The organism is Klenkia sesuvii (assembly GCF_037083825.1).
Lineage (GTDB): Bacteria > Actinomycetota > Actinomycetes > Mycobacteriales > Geodermatophilaceae > Klenkia > Klenkia sesuvii.
This window is the reverse complement of record NZ_JBAPLU010000012.1, coordinates 81715-99515: the sequence shown is the minus strand read 5'-3', so window position 1 is coordinate 99515 and position 17801 is coordinate 81715. Positions and strand designations below refer to the sequence as shown.

Below are 17801 nucleotides of genomic sequence, written 5' to 3'. Positions count from 1 at the left end.
GTGCAGCCGGCCGGCGGCCCCGGTCAGCCGCGTGCGGCGTCGAGCTCGGCGCGGGTCGGCGGGTCGGCCCCCACCCGGGTGCAGCACAGCGCAGCCACGAGGGAGGCGTCGGCGGCGATGCGCTCGAGCCGCTCGTCGTCCAGGGCGTCCAGGGCGGCGCGCGTGGTGACGCCGTCCTCGAGCAACCCGGTGAGGAAGCCGGCGGCCAGGGAGTCGCCGGCCCCGACGGTGTCGGCGATGGTGACCGAGGGTGGCTGCACCTGCAGCAGGGGCCGGCCCCGGCGGGCCACCCGCAGCGGTGCGCCGCCGTCGGTGAGAAGAGCGACGCCGGGTCCGCGGTCGGCCCAGCGCTGGGCCACCTCGTCGAGGTCGGTGGCGCCCGGCTCGAGCCAGGCGAGGTCCTCGGCGCTGACCTTCACGACGTCGGCGACGACCAGCAGCCGGTCCAGGCGGGCGCGGACCTCGTCGGCGGTGTTGCCGAACCCCTCGGCGAGCGCGACCCGGATGTTGGGGTCGACGCTGACCAGGGCGGTGCCGTCGGCGTGCAGCCGCTCGGCCAGGCCGGCGATGGCGTCGCACCCGGGGGCGGTCCACGAGGAGATGGAACCGACGTGCAGGGCCTGGCTGCCGGGGGGCCAGGCGGCGGCCAGCTCGTCGTCGGTCCACTGCCAATCGGCCGCGCCCAGCACGTGGAACCCGTAGTCGGCCGACCCGTCGGCGGCCAGGCCGACGACCGCCAGGCTCACCGGGTCCTGGCTGTCCACCGAGCGGGACAGGTCGACGCCCGACAGCTCGGCGTGCCGCCGCAGGTTGCCCGCCAGCGGCCCGGTGCCGAAGCGGGCGAGCAGGTGCACGGGGTGGCCCAGGCGGCCGGCGGCCACCGCGACGTTGAGCGCGTTGCCCCCGGGGCGGGCGACCAACCGCGGTGCGGTGCCCTCCGGGCCCGCGTCGGCGGTGGGGTCGGGGATGAGGTCGACGACCAGCTCGCCGAGGACGGTCAGCATGCCGGGGACAGTAGTGGCGCGGGTCCGACGCCCACGGGGCCCACCGAGCGGTGGCGCGGACTGGGTGGCCCCGCGTGCGGGGGTGCTGGGACGATGGACGACGACGATCAACCCGCCGTGCGCACCGGCCCTCCCCCGAGGGGCGTGCACCCGACCAGGAGGAAGCATGCCCAACCCGTTCGTGAAGCTCTGGAAGTACCTGACGGCCTCGGCCAACGCGCAGATCGACGAGCGGGCCGACCCGAAGATCCAGATCCAGCAGGCGATCGAGGGTGAGCAGCAGCGGCACCAGGCCCTGGCCAACCAGGCCGCGGCGGTGCTGGGCAACCAGCGCCAGCTCGAGATGCGCCTGAACCGTCAGCTGGGCGAGGTCGAGCAGCTGCAGTCCTCCGCGCAGCAGGCCCTCGCGCTGGCCGACCAGACCCGGGCGAGCGACCCGGCCAAGGCCGCCGAGTACGAGCAGGCCGCGCAGGCCTTCGCCACGCAGCTGGTCAGCGCCGAGCAGTCCATGGAGGACCTCAAGCGCAGCCACGACGAGGCGCTGCAGGCCGCCGAGCAGGCCAAGGGCGCGGTGGAGCAGAGCCGCATGCGGCTGCAGACCATCCTCGCCGAGCGCACCAAGCTCCTGTCGCAGCTGGAGCAGGCGAAGATGCAGGAGCAGGTCTCGGCCTCGCTGCGGTCGGTGAACGAGCTGTCCGCGCCGGGGAACACCCCCAACCTGGGCGAGGTGCGCGACAAGATCGAGCGCCGCTACGCCAACGCGCTCGGCCAGGCCGAGCTGGCGGAGAGCAGCGTCGAGGGGCGCATGGCCGAGGTGCAGAAGGCCACCCTCGACGTGGCGGGCGCGTCGCGGCTGGCCCAGATCCGCGCCGGCATGTCCGGCGGCGCGACCGGCGGTCAGCAGGCGGTCTCCGGTGGCAGCCAGCCGGCCGGCGCGATCGAGCAGGGCACTCCGCAGGTCCAGCAGCAGGTGCAGCAGCCCGCCGAGCAGCCCGCCGACCGCCCCCACCAGTGACCCGCCCGTGCGGCGCCACCCCGCCCGCCCCGCGGTGACCGTCAGCTGACGCTGGGGACCCGTTCCCGCTCCGGAACGGGTCCCCGGCGTCGTGTGACGCCGGCCGGGTGGGGCGTGGGGCCGTTCGATCAGTAGCGGGCGCGACGCGGCTCGGTGCCGGGCAGGCCGGTGCGGGCGCGGGGGTCGACCGGGACGGGCTCGGCCTGGCAGCGCGGGCACCACCACGTGACCCGCTCCTGGAGGTCGGGACCCTGGTCGCCGAGCACGATGGGGGTGCGGCAGCGGCGGCAGGGGCGGCCCTTGCGCCCGGCCACCCAGTGGTCCTGGCCACGCCGGGTGTCGCCCGTGGTGCTCTGCTCGGGTCGGTGCCGGTTGGCGAGCATGAGGGTCCGGGCACGTTCGACCAGGCCGGGCAGGTCGGGGACGTCGGCCACCCGGGCCCACGGGTTCACCCCGCACAGGAACAGCGACTCGACCTTGTAGAGGTTGCCGGGGCCGGCCAGGTTGCGCTGGTCGAGGATGGCGACGCCGATCTGCTCGTCGGGGTGCGACCGCAGGCGGCGCACCGCCTCGTCGAGGTCCCAGTCGGGGCCGAGCACGTCGGGGCCCAGGTGGCCGACCAGCTGGTCCTCCTGCGCGGTGGGCACGATGGCCATGTCGTGCAGGCGGTAGCCGACGCATTCCCACGACGGTGTGGCGAGCACAGCGCGGATGCTGTGCCCGGGGCCGCCCCGCCACCGGGTGCCGGGGCGGTAGACGTGCCAGCTGCCGTCCATCCGGTAGTGGGTGCGCATCGTGCGGCCGTCGGCCAGCCGGATCAGCATGTGCTTGCCGCGGGGGACGACCTCGGTGACCGTGGCGCCGGTGAGGTCGACCGCGGCCAGCTGGGGTACCCGCAGTTCGCCGCGGGTGAGGGTGGCGCCGTGCAGGGCGGTGTCCATGCGTTGGGCCGCCAGCCAGACGGTGTCTCCCTCGGGCACGGTCCCATCCTCCCTGGTGGGGAGGGGGAATGCCGGTCGGTGTGAGGCCTACGACATCGGGAAGACACACGAATGTCTCAGTGCTGAGATATGTCCGTGAGCACCAGGACGACGTCGAGCACCCCGCAGCCGGTCACCGTGACCGCGGCGCGCGTGGTGCGCCACGACCGCCGCGAGGCCTTCGAGGAGTGGGCCCGCGATGTGCAGGCGTTGGCGGCCACCTACCCGGGGCACCTGGGCTCCTCCACGCTGCGACCGGGTGCGGGCAGCGACGAGTACCACCTGGTCTACCGCTTCGCCGATGCCGACTCGCTGGCGGCCTGGGAGCGGTCGGCCGAGCGCGCGCAGCTCATGACGCGCCTGGCCGACCTGGTCGAGGACGAGCGCTACGCCCGGGTCGAGGGGCTGGAGGGCTTCTTCGGCCGCACGACGCCCGCGGTGCCCGTCTGGCGCCTGGTGGTGCTGACCGTGCTCGGCGTGTTCCTGCTGACGTCGTCGTTCCACCTCGTGGTGGACCCGTTCGTGGCGGACTGGCCCTGGCCCGCACGGCTGCTGCTGTCCGCGGCGGTGGTGGTCAACGGGCTGCGGTTCGTCGTCATGCCGGCCCTGACCCGGGTGTTCGGCAGCTGGCTGCGGTCCGGTCCCGGTCGCTGACCGCGATGCGCAGGTCGACAGGTCGACACGTCGACACGTCGACTACCCGCGCAGCCGCAGGCCGCGCGGGGTCGCGCTGAACCCGGCCGCCTGCAGGGCGGCCGACAGCGGGGTGGACTCGTGCACGGAGGCGCCGTCGGCCTTCTGCACGGTCATCCGACCCAGTGCCCCGGCCGCGACGGCTCCGGCGAGGGCGGTCGACGCCTCCTTGAGCGCGACGTCGTCCTCGGTCCAGGAGAGCAGGGTCTTGCCTCCCCGCTCGACGTAGAGGACCAACTCGCCGTCGACGAGGACGACCAGTGCGCCGGCCTTGCGCCCGGCCCGGTGGCCGCTGGCGCTCCGCTTGCGCACCGGGGCGCCGTCGTCGCCCTCGCCCAGGCCGACGGCGTCGGCTGCCGGGTTGCCGTCGGCGCCGGGGCGGTCGGGCCACGGCAGCGCCGCCCCGTACACGTTGGCCGGGTCGGTGGCGGCCAGCACGACGGCCGGGCTGGGCGTGCGGTCGGGGCTGGCGAAGCTGCGCAGGCGGTCGATCGAGCCGGGGGTGCCGAACTGGGCCGCGCCCAGGGTCTCCACGAAGTAGCCACGGCGGGCCCGGCCGTTCTCCTCGTAGGCCCGCAGGATCGGGTAGACCGCGGAGAAGCCGCCCAGCACCTGCTCGGCCATGACCGCGCCCCGGGTCAGGACGCCGTGCCGCTCCAGCAGCGACTCGGTGCGGGCGTTGTTCCGCTTGGTGGCGTTGGTCTCGAGCTCGGGCAGCCGGGACCAGCGGCCGGCCACCATCGGCGGGCCGGTGCGGCTCGGCATGGCCGGGCGGCCCACCCGGGTGCGTCCGTACCGGGTGCGGTCGAGCCGGGCGCGGGGTGCCGGCGCCGACTTCTTGTGGGCCCCGCCGCCGGCCAGACGTGCTCGCAGGGGTGCCAGCGTGTCGTTGGTCAGGGCACCGGCCCAGACCAGGTCCCACACGACCTCGGCGAAGGCCTGGTCGTCGGTGGCCCCGACCCGGTCGGACAGCCCCCGGAAGAACAGTGCCTGCCCGCCGGCGAGCTCGTCGAGCACCTGCTGGGCGACCCCACCCTCGTCGCGGGCACCCAGCGGGGGTTCGGGCAGCAGCAGCTCGGCCAGGTCGGCCGGCACCAGGGTGAGCCACCCGTCGCCGCCCGCCAGCCCGCCGGCGCCTGCCCAGAGCACCTCGCCGGCGCTGGTCAGCTCGTCGAGCATGCCCGGCTGGTAGCCCTGCACCCGCGAGGGCAGCACGAGGGTCTCCAGGGCCGAGGCCGGTACCAGGGCGCCGGCCAGCTGCTCGACGACGGCGAGCACGCCGTCGACACCGCGCATGCGGCTGCCGACCGACTGCCACGACGGGGTGTAGCGGGCCAGCGTCGTCGTGGGGACCGGTTCCACCTCCTGGCGCAGCTTGGCCAGGGAGCGCCGGCGGATGGAGCGCAGCACGTCGGCGTCGCACCACTCCTGGCCCACCCCGCCCGGTCGGAACTCGCCGGTCACGATGCGCCCGGTGCCCACCAGTCGCGCGACGGTCGTGGTCACCACGGCCACCCCGAGGCCGAGCCGGTCGGCGACCTCGCTGGGCACGAACGGGCCGTGCGTGCGGGCGTAGCGGCCCACGAGGTCCCCGAGCGGGTCGGCGACGGGTTCGGTGAACACCTCGGGGACCCCGACGGGCAGGGCGGTGCCGAGCGCGTCGCGGAACCGCCCGGCGTCCTCGATGGCGATCCACCGGTCCTGCCCGGCGATGCGGACCTGCAGCGCCCGGCGACCGGCGACGAGCTCGTCGAGCCACGCCTGGGGGACACCACGGGCGGCGGCCTCGGTGGCGGTGAGGTCACCGACCACCCGCAGCAGGTCGGCACCGGCGTCGACGTCGCGGGGGTGCCGGTCGGCCGGCAGGCGCTGCAGCTCGGCCTCGATCTCACCCAGGGCGTCGCCGTCGAGCAGCTCCCGCAGCTCCGAGCGGCCCAGGAGCTCGGCGAGCAGGCCGGTGTCCAGTGCCAGTGCCTGGGCGCGCCGCTCGGCCAGCGGGGCGTCCCCCTCGTAGATGAACTGGCCGACGTAGCCGAACAGCAGCGACTGGGCGAACGGTGAGGCGGTCTGGGTCTGCACGTCGGCGACCCGCACGCGGCGCGCGCGGACGTCGCTCATCAACTCGACCAGTCCGGGTACGTCGTAGACGTCCTGCAGCACCTCCCGCACCGCCTCCAACGTGATGGGGAACCCGGAGAACTCGCTGGCGACGCTGAGCAGCTGGGCGGCGCGCTGCCGTTGCTGCCAGAGCGGGGTGCGGCGTCGGGGGTCGCGGCGGGGGAGGAGCAGGGCGCGGGCGGCGCACTCGCGGAAGCGGCTGGCGAACAGTGCCGAGTTGCCGACCTCGGCGGTGACCTCGCGCTCGACGTCGTCGGGGTCGAGGATGGCGAGGTCGGCCTCGGGCGGTTCGCCGGTCGTGTCGGGCAACCGGAGCACGATGCCGTCGTCGGCGTGCATGGAGGCCACGTCGACGCCGTACCGCTCGCGCAGCCGGGCGGCGAGCACGAGGGCCCACGGCGCGTTCACCTGGGCGCCGAAGGGGGAGTGCACGACCAGCCGCCAGTCGCCCAGCTCGTCGCGGAACCGCTCGACCAGCAGGGTGCGGTCGTCGGGCAGGTGACCGGTGGCCGCCTTCTGCTCGGCCAGGTAGGCCTGCAGGTTGGCAGCGCCCCACTCGTCGAGGCCGGCTGCTCGGGCCCGCGCGAGGCCGACGTCGGCGGTGGCGCCACCGACCTCCCGCAGGAAGGCGCCCAGTGCCCGCCCCAGCTCCAGCGGGCGGCCGAGGGTGTCGCCGTGCCAGAACGGCATCTTCCCGGGCTGACCGGGGGCGGGGGTCACCAGCACCCGGTCGTGGGTGATCTCCTCGATGCGCCACGAGGAGGAGCCCAGGAGGAACACGTCGCCCACCCGCGACTCGTAGACCATCTCCTCATCGAGCTCCCCGACGCGTCGGCCACCGGTCTCGCCCCCGCCGGAGACGATGAAGACGCCGAACAGCCCCCGGTCGGGGATGGTGCCGCCGCTGGTGACGGCCAGCCGTTGGGCGCCGGTGCGGGCGGTCAGGGTGTCGGTGACCCGGTCCCAGGTGAGCCGGGGGCGCAGCTCGGCGAACGCGTCGGAGGGGTAGCGGCCGGCCAGCATGTCCAGCACGGCGTGCAGCGCGGAGTCCGGCAGCGAGGCGAAGGCTGCCGAGCGTCGCAGGACGCCGGCGACCTCGCCGACGGTCTTCGGCTCCTCCGCGACGATGGCAACGATCTGCTGGGCCAGGACGTCGAGCGGGTTGCGCAGGTAGCGGATGGACTCGATCTGGCCCGCCTTCATGCGCTCGGCGACCACGGCCGACTGCACGAGGTCCCCGCGGAACTTGGGGAACAGCACACCGCGGCTGACCGCCCCGACCTGGTGCCCGGCCCGCCCCACGCGTTGCAGCCCGGCGGCGACGTTGGGCGGGGACTCGACCTGCACCACCAGGTCGACCGCACCCATGTCGATGCCCAGCTCCAGCGACGAGGTGGCGACCACGGCCGGGAGCTGGCCCGACTTGAGCGCTTCCTCCACGACGGCCCGCTGCTCGCGCGAGACCGACCCGTGGTGGGCGCTGGCGACCGGTTTGGCGTCGGGTGGCAGCCCGCCGCCCCCGCCGGACTGGGCCATGAGCTGTGCTGCGTCCGCGCCGGCGGGGACGGTCTCGCCGGTGGCGCGTTCGTACGCGAGCTCGTTCAGCCGGCTGGTCAGGCGTTCGGCCAGCCGCCGGGAGTTGGCGAACACGATGGTGGACCGGTGGGCCTCGATGAGGTCGAGCACGCGTTCCTCGACCGCCGGCCAGATGGAGCTGCGCGGCTGCGACCCCGAGGCGGAGCCGTCGAGCTCACCGGTCGGCTGCCCCAGCTGGCTCATGTCCTCGACCGGGACGACGACGGAGAGGTCCCACTCCTTCTCCGACGGCGGGGCCACCACCTGCACCGGCCGGCCGCCGGCCAGGAAGGTGGAGACCTCCTCGATCGGCCGCACGGTGGCCGACAGACCGATCCGCTGAGCCGGCTTGTCCAGCAGCGCGTCCAGCCGGTCGAGGGAGACCGCCAGGTGCGCCCCGCGCTTGCTGCCGCAGACCGCGTGCACCTCGTCGAGGATCACGGTCTCGACCCCCCGCAGGGCCTCGCGGGCCTGGCTGGTGAGCAGCAGGAACAGCGACTCGGGCGTGGTGATGAGGATGTCGGTGGGGCGCCGGGCGAAGGCGCGCCGCTCGTCGGCCGGGGTGTCGCCGGACCGGATGCCCACGCTGATCCCCGGCCGCGGGAGCCCCAGGCGCGCGGCGGCCTGCCCGATGCCGGCCAGGGGAGCCCGCAGGTTGCGCTCGACGTCGACGGCCAAGGCCTTGAGCGGGGAGACGTAGAGGACCCGGCAGGCGCGCTTCTCGTCGGCCGGGGGCGTGCTGGCCAACCGGTCGAGGGACCAGAGGAAGGCGGCCAGGGTCTTGCCCGACCCGGTGGGGGCCACGACCAGCGCGTGCTCACCGCTGCTGATCGCCGTCCAGGCGCCCTCCTGGGCCGCCGTCGGGCGGTCGAAGGCACCGGTGAACCAGGCCCGGGTGGGCTCGGTGAACCGGTCGATCGCGGACGGCGCGGTGGGCACGGGACGAGTGTCCCCAGGGGGTCCGACATTTACGCAGGGGGCTAGAAACAGTCAGCGTTGTCTGCCACAGTCGCCGGCATGCGCTCCCACCTGTACGAGGCCGACCACGACGACTTCCGCGCCAGCGTGCGCACGTTCGTGGAGAAGGAGATCGCGCCCTTCCACGCCCAGTGGGAGAAGGACTCCATCGTGCCCCGTGAGGTGTGGACCGCCGGTGGCGAGCAGGGCTTCCTCGGCATCGACCAGGAGGAGCGGTACGGCGGCGGGGGCGTGCGCGACTTCCGCTACCAGGCGGTGCTGGCCGAGGAGATGGTCCGGGTGGGGGCGTCCGGCGTCGGGTTCGGTCTGCACAACGACGTCGTCAGCCCCTACCTGCGCGACCTGGCCACCGAGGAGCAGAAGGAGCGCTGGGTCCCCGGCTTCTGCTCCGGCGAGCTGATCACCGCCATCGCGATGACCGAGCCGGGCACGGGCAGTGACCTCCAGGGCATCACCACCACCGCCCGCCGTGACGGCGACGACTACGTGCTCAACGGCAGCAAGACCTTCATCACCAACGGCATCAACGCCGACCTCGTCGTCGTGGTCGCCCGCACGAACCCCGACGCCCCGGCGTCCAAGGGCACCAGCCTGCTCGTCGTCGAACGGGGCATGGCCGGCTTCGAGCGCGGCCGCAACCTGGAGAAGGTCGGCCTGAAGGCCCAGGACACGGCCGAGCTGTTCTTCACCGACGTCCGGGTGCCGGCGGCCAACGTCCTGGGCACGGTCGACCGGGGCTTCCTGCACCTGATGGAGAACCTGCCGCAGGAGCGGCTGTCGATCGCGATCGGCGCGGTGGCCGCCGTGGAGACCGTGCTGGCCCAGACGGTGGAGTACGTGAGCAGCCGGACGGCGTTCGGTCGTCCCGTCGGCAGCTTCCAGAACAGCCGCTTCACCCTCGCCGAGCTGCAGACCGAGGCGACGATCGCGCGCGTGTTCGTCGACGAGTGCATCCGGCAGCTGGATGCCGGCACCCTCACCGCCGTCGACGCCGCCCAGGCCAAGTGGTGGTGCTCGGACCTGCAGAACCGGGTCGCCGACAAGTGCCTGCAGCTGCACGGCGGCTACGGCTACATGGACGAGTACCCGGTCTCCAAGGCGTGGCGCGACGCGCGGGTGCAGTCCATCTACGGCGGCACGAACGAGATCATGAAGGAGATCATCGGGCGCTCGATGGGGCTGTGACCCTCACCGACGGCGGCGCCACATGATCAGCAGGGAGACCGCCAGCAGGCAGGCCAGGGCGACCTGCCCGACGGTGTCCCAGGTGGCCGAACCGGTGCTGGGGATCATGCGAGCACGCTAGCCGCGGGTACCGTCGACGGGGTGCGACTGCAGGAGTTCTGGGGACAGCTGCGGGAGCAGTTCGGCGACGTCCGCGGGGAGGCGATCGCACGCGACCACGTCTTCTCGGCGTTCGAGGGCCGCACCGCCGTCGGTGCCATCGACAGCGGGGTGCCCGTGCGCACGGTCTGGTTGGCCATCTGCGAGGAGTTCGACGTCCCGGCGCAGGCCCGCTGACCTGCGCCGGGACGTCGGCCCGGTCCGGCGGGTCAGCGGCCCAGGACGAGGGCGACGTGCTCGGCCAGGGTGCGGGTCGGACGCCCGGTGAGCGAGGAGATCCCGCCCTGCCCGGCGTCGAGCTCCCCCGCGGCGATGTTGCCGTCGAGGGCCACGACGAACCCGGCTGTCCCCTCGTCCAGCCCGGCCGCCAGCAGCGCTGCGCGGTGCTCGTCGGGCGTCAAGTCGGCGTAGGCGACCTCGGTGCCGGTCTGCCTGCCGACCTCGGCGGCGAGGTCGGCCAGGGTGAAGGCCTGGTCGCCACCGAGTTCGAGCACGCCGGTCCCCGGCTGCTCGGCGGTCAGGACGGCGACGGCCGCGGCGGCGAAGTCCGCCCGCGACGCCGGCCATGCGCGGCCGCTGCCCGAGCTGCCGGTGAGCTGCCCGGTGGCCGCCGCCTGCTGCACCTGGGCGTCGTAGTTCTCCCAGTACCAGTTGTTGCGCAGCACGAGCGCCGGAACCCCGCTGGCGGCGATGGCCTCCTCGGTGGCCTGGTGCTCGGGGGCCAGTACGAGCGTCGTGTCGTCGGCCTTCGGGGCCGAGGTGTAGACCAGCAGGCCGACCCCGGCCGCCGCCGCGGCGGTGACGACGTTGGTGTGCTGGGCCACCCGCTGCCCCACCTCGCTGCCGGACACCAGGAGCAACCGGTCCACGCCCTGCAGGGCGGTCTGCAGACCGGCCGGGTCGGTGTAGTCGGCGACGGCGACCACGACGCCGCGGTCAGCGAGGTCGGCTGCCTTGGCCGGGTCGCGCACGACGGCGGTGACCCCGGACGCCGGGACCCCGGCATCCAGGAGGCCGGTGACGACGAGCCGGCCGAGCTGCCCGGTGGCTCCGGTGACGGCGATCATGTGCTTCCTCCTCGTAGTGCACTAACCATTCGTTAGTGCTGCGATGGGGAACGTACACTGCAGGACGTGGACGACGACGTGCGGGGCGCGGGCGACGAGGTGGACCCGGTCGAGGCCATCGCCGCCGACGTCTTCTCCCGGGCCTGCACCTCGCGCGGTGCCCTGGAGCACGTCACCGGCAAGTGGTCCCTGCTGGCGCTCACCGCCCTGCTCGACGCCCCCCACCGCTTCGGTGAGCTGCGCCGCCGCGTCGACGGGGTCAGCGAGAAGATGTTGTCGCAGGGCCTGCAGGCCCTGGAGCGGGACGGCTGGGTGCACCGCGAGGTCCGTTCGAGCATCCCGCCGCACGTGGAGTACCGGTTGACCCCCGCCGGCGCGGACCTCGCCCCGCGGCTGCTGGACCTCGTGCGGTTCGTCGAGGACCGGATGCCCGACGTGCACCGGGCCCGCGAGGTCCACGACTCGCGCACCTGATCCGCGACACGCCGGTCGATCCGGCGTGTCGCTGGCTTCGAACACGTGTTCGTCCTACCGTGGCTGTCCACAGACCTCGTGCGGATCCACAGCTCCGTCGGTCCGACCGTTTTTGTCGGACCCCCGGCCTACCGTCGGGACCGACCCGCAGACAGCGACTCGAAGCGACCACAGAAGGTGGACACCATGGCAACCCTGGACCGCGACAAGGCCCTTGACATGGCCTTGGCCCAGATCGACAAGCAGTTCGGCAAGGGCTCGGTCATGCGGCTGGGCGACTCGCCCGAGGTGGCCATGAAGGTCATCCCGACCGGCTCCATCGCCCTGGACATCGCCCTGGGCGTCGGCGGTCTGCCGCGCGGGCGCATCGTCGAGGTCTACGGCCCCGAGGCCTCCGGCAAGACGACGGTCGCCCTGCACGCGGTGGCCAACGCGCAGGCTGCCGGCGGCATCGTGGCCTTCGTCGACGCCGAGCACGCCCTCGACCCCGAGTACGCCCGCGCCATCGGCGTCGACACCGACGCGCTGCTGATCAGCCAGCCCGACACGGGTGAGCAGGCGCTGGAGATCGCCGACATGCTGATCCGCTCCGGCGCGCTCGACCTGATCGTCATCGACTCGGTGGCCGCTCTGGTGCCCCGCGCCGAGATCGAGGGCGAGATGGGTGACAGCCACGTCGGCCTGCAGGCCCGGCTGATGAGCCAGGCGCTGCGCAAGATCACCGGCGCGCTGAGCAACTCGAACACGACCGCGATCTTCATCAACCAGCTGCGCGAGAAGGTCGGTGTCGTCTACGGCTCGCCCGAGGTCACCACTGGTGGTCGGGCGCTGAAGTTCTACTCCTCGGTCCGGCTCGACGTCCGCCGCATCGAGACGCTCAAGCAGGGCACCGACGCCGTCGGCAGCCGGGTGCGCGTCAAGATCGTCAAGAACAAGGTGGCGGCCCCGTTCAAGCAGGCCGAGCTCGACCTCATCTGGGGCACCGGCTTCAGCCGCGAGGGCGGTCTCATCGACATCGGCGTCGAGCAGGGCTTCGTGCGCAAGTCCGGCGCTTGGTACACCTACGAGGGCGACCAGCTCGGTCAGGGCAAGGAGAACGCGCGGGGCTTCCTCCGCGACAACCCCGACCTCGCCAACGAGATCGAGAAGAAGATCAAGGAGAAGCTCGGCATCGGTCCGCGGCTCGACGCGCCCGTCGACGCCGTGCCCGCCGACTTCTGAGCGGTCCGGTGAGTGGCCCGGTGGGTGGTTCCGCCGAGGTGCCCGACCCCGACGTCGGGGGTTCCGGTCGGCGACAGCACGTCCCGACCGGAACCCCGCCCGGGCCGTTCGAGGTCGTCGACTTCGATCTGCTGCACGCATCCCTCGCCGCGCGCACCACCGACGTGGTCGACTTCGATGCCTTCGTCGAGGGTGCCGAGGAGGTGGTGTCGGCGTCGCCGGGGCCCGGGGGGTCGGCGGGTACGGCACCGCCGGACCTCCTCGGGGTGGACGAGGTCGCGCGCGGGCGGTCGGTCCGCGGGACCGAGGTCGCTGACCTGGAGGGCGGAGACGACGTCCCCGCGCGGGTGGAGGTCGTGGACATCCGGTCCCTCGACCGCGACGGTCCCTCGACCAGGTCGCGCGCGGTCGGCCGCAGTTCGTCGCGGAGCGCTGCGCGGAACACCGCGGTTGCCGCCGACGTCGAGCGACCCCAACCGGCCGTGCCGGATGACGGCCCCGCCGACGAGGCAGCCGACGACGGGTCGACCGCACGCCGACGGTCGGGCGGTCGTGGTCGAGCGGGTTCGTTAGGTCGACCACGCCGGTCGGCCGGTGACCCCCCGACCGAGTACGACGACCCCGAGCAGGCAGCCCGGCAGATCTGCCTCACCGCGCTCACCGGGGCCTCCCGTACCCGGCACCAGTTGGCCGAGCTGCTGGCCTCCCGGGACATCCCGGCCGACACCGCCGAGGCCGTGCTCGAGCGGTTCGCCGAGGTCGGGCTCGTCGACGACGCCGCCTTCGCGGCGGCGTGGGTGAGCTCCCGGCAGTCCGGGCGTGGGCTGAGCCGGCGGGCGCTGGCCGACGAGCTGCGCCGCAAGGGGGTCGACAAGGAGGTGGCCGCGACGGCGCTGGAGGCGGTCGACCCGCAGGACGAGTGGGACGCCGCGCGGGCACTCGTGGCCCGCAAGGTCCCCGGGATGCGCCGTCTGGACACGGTCACCGCCACCCGTCGCCTCACCGCGCTGCTCGGTCGCAAGGGTTACGGCGCCGGGTTGGCTGCCTGGGTGGTGCGGGAGGCCTTGGAGGCCGACGGCAAGGCCGAGGACGCCGCCGCGGAGGCCGATGACGCCCCACCCGACCTGTCGGGTGGGTACGAGCCGCCTCGCCGGGGGCTGTGGTCAGGGCGCCCGCTGGAGGAACCGGGTGAGGTCGGCGAAGGCCTGACCGTTGACGGGTGGGCGAGGACGAGGCGACCCGGCCGCTCGCGGTGAGGCCGGGCGGTGAGGCCTCGCGGTGAGGCCGGGCGGTGAGGCCTCGGGGTGAGGCCGGGCGGTGAGGGCGGGCGGTGAGCCGGCGTCGGTCCACCACCCGTCGACGTCCCCACCCCGCGATCAGGTGGACAGCCAGGCCGCCACGTCGACGGCGGTGCCGGCCGGGGAGTCCTCGTCGGGGACCAGCCACAGCGGTGACTCCGGTCGGCCCTCGGTGAGCCAGGCCTGGATGGCCGCGTCGAAGCCGGAGGTGGTGACGGTCAGGGCGGCCGGCCCTCGACTGGGGTCCACCGCCCGACGCGCGGGCCCGAGGAACGTGACGTCGGACTCGACGCCGTCCTCCCACCGCAGCACCACGCGGCACCGCGACCGGCGGTGCCGCGCCGGCGGGACGGCCTCGCGCACCACCGCCGACTGAGCACCGGCGGCCGCCGCGAAGTGCGTCGCCGACGAGCGCAGCTGGGTCACGAACAGCTGCTCCGGGTCGTCACCTACCAGGTGCAGGTGGGTGGCGTCCGACGCGTCGGAGGGGTGAGCGGCGAAGGCGGCGGTGTCCATGGTCCCGCCAGTCTCGTACGTCCCGACTCGCAGTGCGCGAAACGGCACGCCGTGTCACACCCCGGTGATCACGCCGGGACGGCGACCCCGCAGCCCGGCCCAGCGGGACCGGGCTGCGGGATGGTCGGACCGCTCAGAGACCGGATCAGAGACCGGAGTTGTTGCCGCTGTCGAAGCGCACGGCCGCCACGCTCGGCGTGGGGGCACCGCTCGCCTTGGCGGAGGACCGGGTGCGCTTCTCCACCAGCTTGGCCACCTGCGAGAGCAGCACGTTGATGAGGATGTACAGCAAGCCGGCGCCGACGTAGATCTGCAGCGTGTAGATGTTCCCGAAGTTGAAGTTGAGGAACTCGACCAGGCTGCGCGCCTGCCTGAGCAGCTCGAAGTACCCGATGATGAAACCCAACGAGGTGTCCTTGAGCAGGACGACGATCTGGGCGATCAGCACGGGCAGCATGCGACGCGTGGCCTGGGGGAGCAGCACCAGCGTCATCACCTGCGTCTTGCGCATGCCCAGTGCGTAGGCCGCTTCGCGCTGCCCCTTGTCCACCGAGAGGATGCCGGCCCGGAAGATCTCGGCCAGCACCGCCATGTTGTAGAGCGTCAACCCCAACCCCAGCGCGGCGAACGCGCTCAGGTCCGGCCCGAAGGCCGGCAGCACGAAGTACAGCGCGAAGATGACGACCAGCAACGGGATGGCGCGGAAGAACTCGATCACGGTGGTGACGGGGATGCGCACCCACCGGTGGTCGGAGAGCCGACCGACGGCCAGCAGCACGCCGAGGACGGTGGCGGCGACCATGGCCACCGCAGCCACCCGGAGGGTCCGCACCAGTGCCTCACCGAGCGCCTGCGGCACACCGGAGTTCGGGTCGAAGAGGATGGCCCAGCGCGCAGGGTCGAGCTGACCGTTGCCGTTGAGCCGCACCAGCACGAAGGCCAGCAGCGCGAGCACCAGCAGGATCCCCACGCCGGTGCCGATGCGGATGCGTGCCATGGCCTTGGGGCCGGGGAGGTCGAACAGGACCGGCGCGCTCATCGGAGGATCGCCACCCGTCGCTCGAGCCGGTTGACCGCGTAGGCCATCGGCACCGTGATGATCATGTACCCGACGACGACGCCGAGCAGCACAAGGAGCAGCGCCCCCGCGTCGGCGTTCACCAGTCGGGGCAGGGTGGAGGAGAGCTCGCTGGTGGAGAACCCGGCGGCGATGGAGGTGTTCTTGACCATCGCGATGAGCACGCTGCCCAGCGGCGGGACCACGGTGCGGAAGGCCTGCGGCAGCACGACCTCGCGCAGGGACTGCCCGAAGCCCAGGCCCAGTGCGCGAGCCGCCTCGGCCTGACCCGGGCTCACCGAGTTGATCCCCGAGCGCACGGCCTCGGCCACGAAGGCCGCCGTGTACATGCCGACCGCGATGACGGCGCCGGTGAAGAAGGAGACCACCGTGTCGATCTGCGGCAGCCCGAAGATCACGAAGAAGAACACCACGGTCAGCGGGGTGTTGCGGAACGTCTCGACGTAGAACGTCGCCAGCCCGCGCAGCGGCGGGATCGGGCTCACCCGCATGGAGGCCAGCAGCACTCCCAGGACGAGGGCGAGCACGCCCGACAGCACGCTCAACAGCAGGGTCTGGCCGAAGGCGTCCCGGAGGACGTCGAAGTTGTCGATGAAGAACTGCACTGCGCCTCCCTCCGGGAGTGGTCAGGAGGTGCACCTGCCGGCCGGGGCGCGCCCGGCCGGCAGGTGCACCGGTGGTGCTGGGTCAGTAGCGGTCGACCGACGGCGGCTCGGGGGCGGGCTCACCGGTGATCTGACCGGCGGTGGAGTCCCAGGCGTCGGCCCACGAGCCGTCGTCGAAGGACTCCTCGAGGACGTCGTTGACGAAGTCGCGGAAGTCCGAGTCACCGAGCTGCAGGCCGATGCCGTAGGGCTCCTCGGTGAACGGGTTGCCGACGAGCTCGAAACCGTCGGGGTTGCCGGCGACCAGCCCGGTGAGGATGACGTTGTCGGTGGTGACCGCGTCGACCTGACCGTTGGTGAGGGCGTCGGCGCACTTGGAGTAGACGTCGAACAGGGTCAGGGTGGCCTCGGGGTAGTTGTCCCGGATGTTCTGCGCCGGCGTCGAGCCCTCGACCGAGCAGACGTTCTTGCCGGCGAGGTCGTCGGGCCCCTCGATGCCCTCGGGGTTGCCGGAGGCGACCATGATGTCCTGGCCCGCCTCGTAGTACGGGCCCGCGAAGTCGACGAGCTCCTTGCGGGTGTCGTTGATCGTGTAGGTCGCGATGACCAGGTCGACCTGACCGTTCTGGATGAAGGACTCGCGGTTGGCCGAGACGGTCTCGACGAACTCGATCTGGCCCTCGTCCAGCCCCAGCTTGGCGGCGATGATCTTGCCGATCTCCACGTCGAAGCCCTCGGGCACGCCGCTGGGGTTGAGCAGACCGAAGCCGGGCTGGTCGAACTTGGTGCCGATGGTGATGGAACCGGCGTCGGCGATCTCGGCCATGGTGGTGCCGGCCTCGAACTCGACGTCCTCGGCCACCTCGGGCGCGTTGTCGGACTCCTGGGCGGCCTGGTTGCCGGCCTCGGACGAGCAGCCGGCGAGCACGACGCCGAACACCGCGGCGGTGGCCGCGATCCGAGCGGGACGGGTGGTGAGACGCATGGGTCCTCTTCTCCTGGGGGGGGGTGCGGTCGATCAGTGGTTGAGGATCTTGGACAGGAAGTCCTTCGCCCGGTCGCTGCTCGGGGTGGTGAAGAACGTCTCGGGGGCGCTGGACTCCACGACGCGGCCGCCGTCCATGAACACGACCCGGTTGGCGGCCCGGCGGGCGAAGCCCATCTCGTGGGTGACGACGACCATCGTCATGCCCTCGCGGGCCAGCGAGGTCATGACGTCGAGGACCTCGTTGATCATCTCGGGGTCCAGGGCGGAGGTGGGCTCGTCGAAGAGCATCACCTTGGGGTCCATGGCCAGGGCGCGGGCGATGGCCACGCGTTGCTGCTGACCACCGGAGAGCTGGGCGGGCACCTTGTCGGCCTGGTGGCCGACGCCGACCCGGTCCAGCAGCTCGCGGGCGCGCTTCTCCGCGTCGGCCTTGCTCTTCCCGCGCACCTTGACCGGACCGAGCATGACGTTCTCGAGGATCGTCTTGTGCGCGAACAGGTTGAAGCTCTGGAACACCATGCCCACGTCGCTGCGCAGCGTGGCCAGCGCCTTCCCCTCGGCCGGCAGCGGGGTGCCGTCGATGGTGATCTCCCCGCGGTCGATCGACTCGAGCCGGTTGATCGTGCGGCAGAGGGTCGACTTGCCCGACCCGGAGGGCCCGATGACGACGACGACCTCGCCGCGGTCGATGGTGAGGTCGATGTCCTGCAGCACGTGCAGATCACCGAACCACTTGTTGACCCCGGCGAGGCGGACGAGGGGTTCTCCTGCGGCAGCGCTGGTCACGAGAGGGGACACTAGGGTCCCTCGGATACCGCGGACCCATCGCGGCCATCACGAAGCTGTA

The 17801-nt window shown here is 72.9% G+C and carries 17 protein-coding genes; 7 read left to right on the top strand and 10 right to left on the bottom strand.

The window, feature by feature from the left end; genetic code table 11:
* Positions 1 to 23: 23 nt before the first annotated feature.
* A complete protein-coding gene (locus TEK04_RS13200) occupies positions 24 to 1004 on the bottom strand; it encodes a PfkB family carbohydrate kinase (protein ID WP_336404810.1) in 981 nt (326 codons plus the stop codon).
* Between the two features lie 166 nt (positions 1005 to 1170).
* On the opposite strand from TEK04_RS13200, the gene TEK04_RS13195 reads away from it, so the two are divergent.
* Positions 1171 to 2019: a PspA/IM30 family protein gene (locus tag TEK04_RS13195; RefSeq protein WP_336404809.1), complete on the top strand. Its 849-nt coding sequence runs from the start codon at positions 1171 to 1173 to the stop codon at positions 2017 to 2019.
* 128 nt (positions 2020 to 2147) lie between these two features.
* On the opposite strand, the gene TEK04_RS13190 is transcribed toward TEK04_RS13195, so the two are convergent.
* Positions 2148 to 2999 (bottom strand): DNA-formamidopyrimidine glycosylase family protein, encoded by an 852-nt coding sequence (locus TEK04_RS13190; RefSeq protein WP_336404808.1) that lies wholly within the window; start codon positions 2997 to 2999, stop codon positions 2148 to 2150.
* Positions 3000 to 3095: 96 nt separating this feature from the next.
* Here TEK04_RS13190 and TEK04_RS13185 point away from each other — a divergent pair, with 96 nt between their 5' ends.
* Positions 3096 to 3653 carry an antibiotic biosynthesis monooxygenase gene (locus TEK04_RS13185; RefSeq protein ID WP_336404807.1) on the top strand — a complete coding sequence of 186 codons (558 nt, stop codon included), beginning with the start codon at positions 3096 to 3098 and terminating at the stop codon, positions 3651 to 3653.
* A 42-nt stretch (positions 3654 to 3695) separates the two neighbouring features.
* Here TEK04_RS13185 and TEK04_RS13180 read toward each other — a convergent pair whose 3' ends face one another.
* Positions 3696 to 8324, bottom strand: coding sequence for an ATP-dependent helicase (locus tag TEK04_RS13180; protein WP_336404806.1), 4629 nt, complete (start codon positions 8322 to 8324; stop codon positions 3696 to 3698).
* A gap of 78 nt (positions 8325 to 8402) precedes the next feature.
* Between TEK04_RS13180 and TEK04_RS13175 the strand changes: the two genes are divergently transcribed.
* On the top strand, positions 8403 to 9548 hold the full coding sequence (locus tag TEK04_RS13175; protein ID WP_336404805.1) for an acyl-CoA dehydrogenase family protein: 1146 nt from the start codon (positions 8403 to 8405) through the stop codon (positions 9546 to 9548).
* 3 nt (positions 9549 to 9551) lie between these two features.
* Here TEK04_RS13175 and TEK04_RS13170 read toward each other — a convergent pair whose 3' ends face one another.
* A complete protein-coding gene (locus tag TEK04_RS13170; RefSeq protein WP_336404804.1) occupies positions 9552 to 9656 on the bottom strand; it encodes an LPXTG cell wall anchor domain-containing protein in 105 nt (34 codons plus the stop codon).
* A 33-nt stretch (positions 9657 to 9689) separates the two neighbouring features.
* Here TEK04_RS13170 and TEK04_RS13165 point away from each other — a divergent pair, with 33 nt between their 5' ends.
* The gene (locus tag TEK04_RS13165; RefSeq protein ID WP_336404803.1) at positions 9690 to 9884 is read left to right on the top strand and encodes a DUF3046 domain-containing protein; all 195 of its coding nucleotides are present in this window, start codon (positions 9690 to 9692) and stop codon (positions 9882 to 9884) included.
* A gap of 32 nt (positions 9885 to 9916) precedes the next feature.
* Here TEK04_RS13165 and TEK04_RS13160 read toward each other — a convergent pair whose 3' ends face one another.
* A complete protein-coding gene (locus tag TEK04_RS13160; RefSeq protein WP_336404802.1) occupies positions 9917 to 10774 on the bottom strand; it encodes an NAD(P)H-binding protein in 858 nt (285 codons plus the stop codon).
* Between the two features lie 66 nt (positions 10775 to 10840).
* On the opposite strand from TEK04_RS13160, the gene TEK04_RS13155 reads away from it, so the two are divergent.
* The 3 genes from TEK04_RS13155 (at position 10841) to TEK04_RS13145 (ending at position 13725) form a co-directional block, all read left to right on the top strand.
* Positions 10841 to 11248 (top strand): winged helix-turn-helix transcriptional regulator, encoded by a 408-nt coding sequence (locus tag TEK04_RS13155; protein ID WP_336404801.1) that lies wholly within the window; start codon positions 10841 to 10843, stop codon positions 11246 to 11248.
* Positions 11249 to 11434: 186 nt separating this feature from the next.
* The gene (gene recA, locus TEK04_RS13150) at positions 11435 to 12469 is read left to right on the top strand and encodes a recombinase RecA (RefSeq protein ID WP_336404800.1); all 1035 of its coding nucleotides are present in this window, start codon (positions 11435 to 11437) and stop codon (positions 12467 to 12469) included.
* A 20-nt stretch (positions 12470 to 12489) separates the two neighbouring features.
* On the top strand, positions 12490 to 13725 hold the full coding sequence (locus TEK04_RS13145; RefSeq protein ID WP_336404799.1) for a regulatory protein RecX: 1236 nt from the start codon (positions 12490 to 12492) through the stop codon (positions 13723 to 13725).
* A 120-nt stretch (positions 13726 to 13845) separates the two neighbouring features.
* Here the strand turns inward: TEK04_RS13145 and TEK04_RS13140 are convergent, their stop codons facing one another.
* From TEK04_RS13140 to TEK04_RS13120, 5 genes are all read right to left on the bottom strand, one after another.
* On the bottom strand, positions 13846 to 14283 hold the full coding sequence (locus tag TEK04_RS13140; RefSeq protein ID WP_336404798.1) for a hypothetical protein: 438 nt from the start codon (positions 14281 to 14283) through the stop codon (positions 13846 to 13848).
* Between the two features lie 145 nt (positions 14284 to 14428).
* On the bottom strand, positions 14429 to 15322 hold the full coding sequence (locus TEK04_RS13135) for an amino acid ABC transporter permease (protein ID WP_336404797.1): 894 nt from the start codon (positions 15320 to 15322) through the stop codon (positions 14429 to 14431).
* Complete coding sequence (locus tag TEK04_RS13130) at positions 15319 to 15966, bottom strand: amino acid ABC transporter permease (RefSeq protein WP_336404796.1); 648 nt, start codon at positions 15964 to 15966, stop codon at positions 15319 to 15321. The genes TEK04_RS13135 and TEK04_RS13130 overlap by 4 nt, the downstream gene beginning before the upstream one ends.
* A gap of 82 nt (positions 15967 to 16048) precedes the next feature.
* Positions 16049 to 16951, bottom strand: coding sequence for a glutamate ABC transporter substrate-binding protein (locus TEK04_RS13125; RefSeq protein ID WP_336404795.1), 903 nt, complete (start codon positions 16949 to 16951; stop codon positions 16049 to 16051).
* A 33-nt stretch (positions 16952 to 16984) separates the two neighbouring features.
* Positions 16985 to 17740, bottom strand: a complete 756-nt coding sequence (locus TEK04_RS13120; protein WP_336404794.1) for an amino acid ABC transporter ATP-binding protein — start codon at positions 17738 to 17740, stop codon at positions 16985 to 16987.
* Between the last annotated feature and the right edge of the window lie 61 nt (positions 17741 to 17801).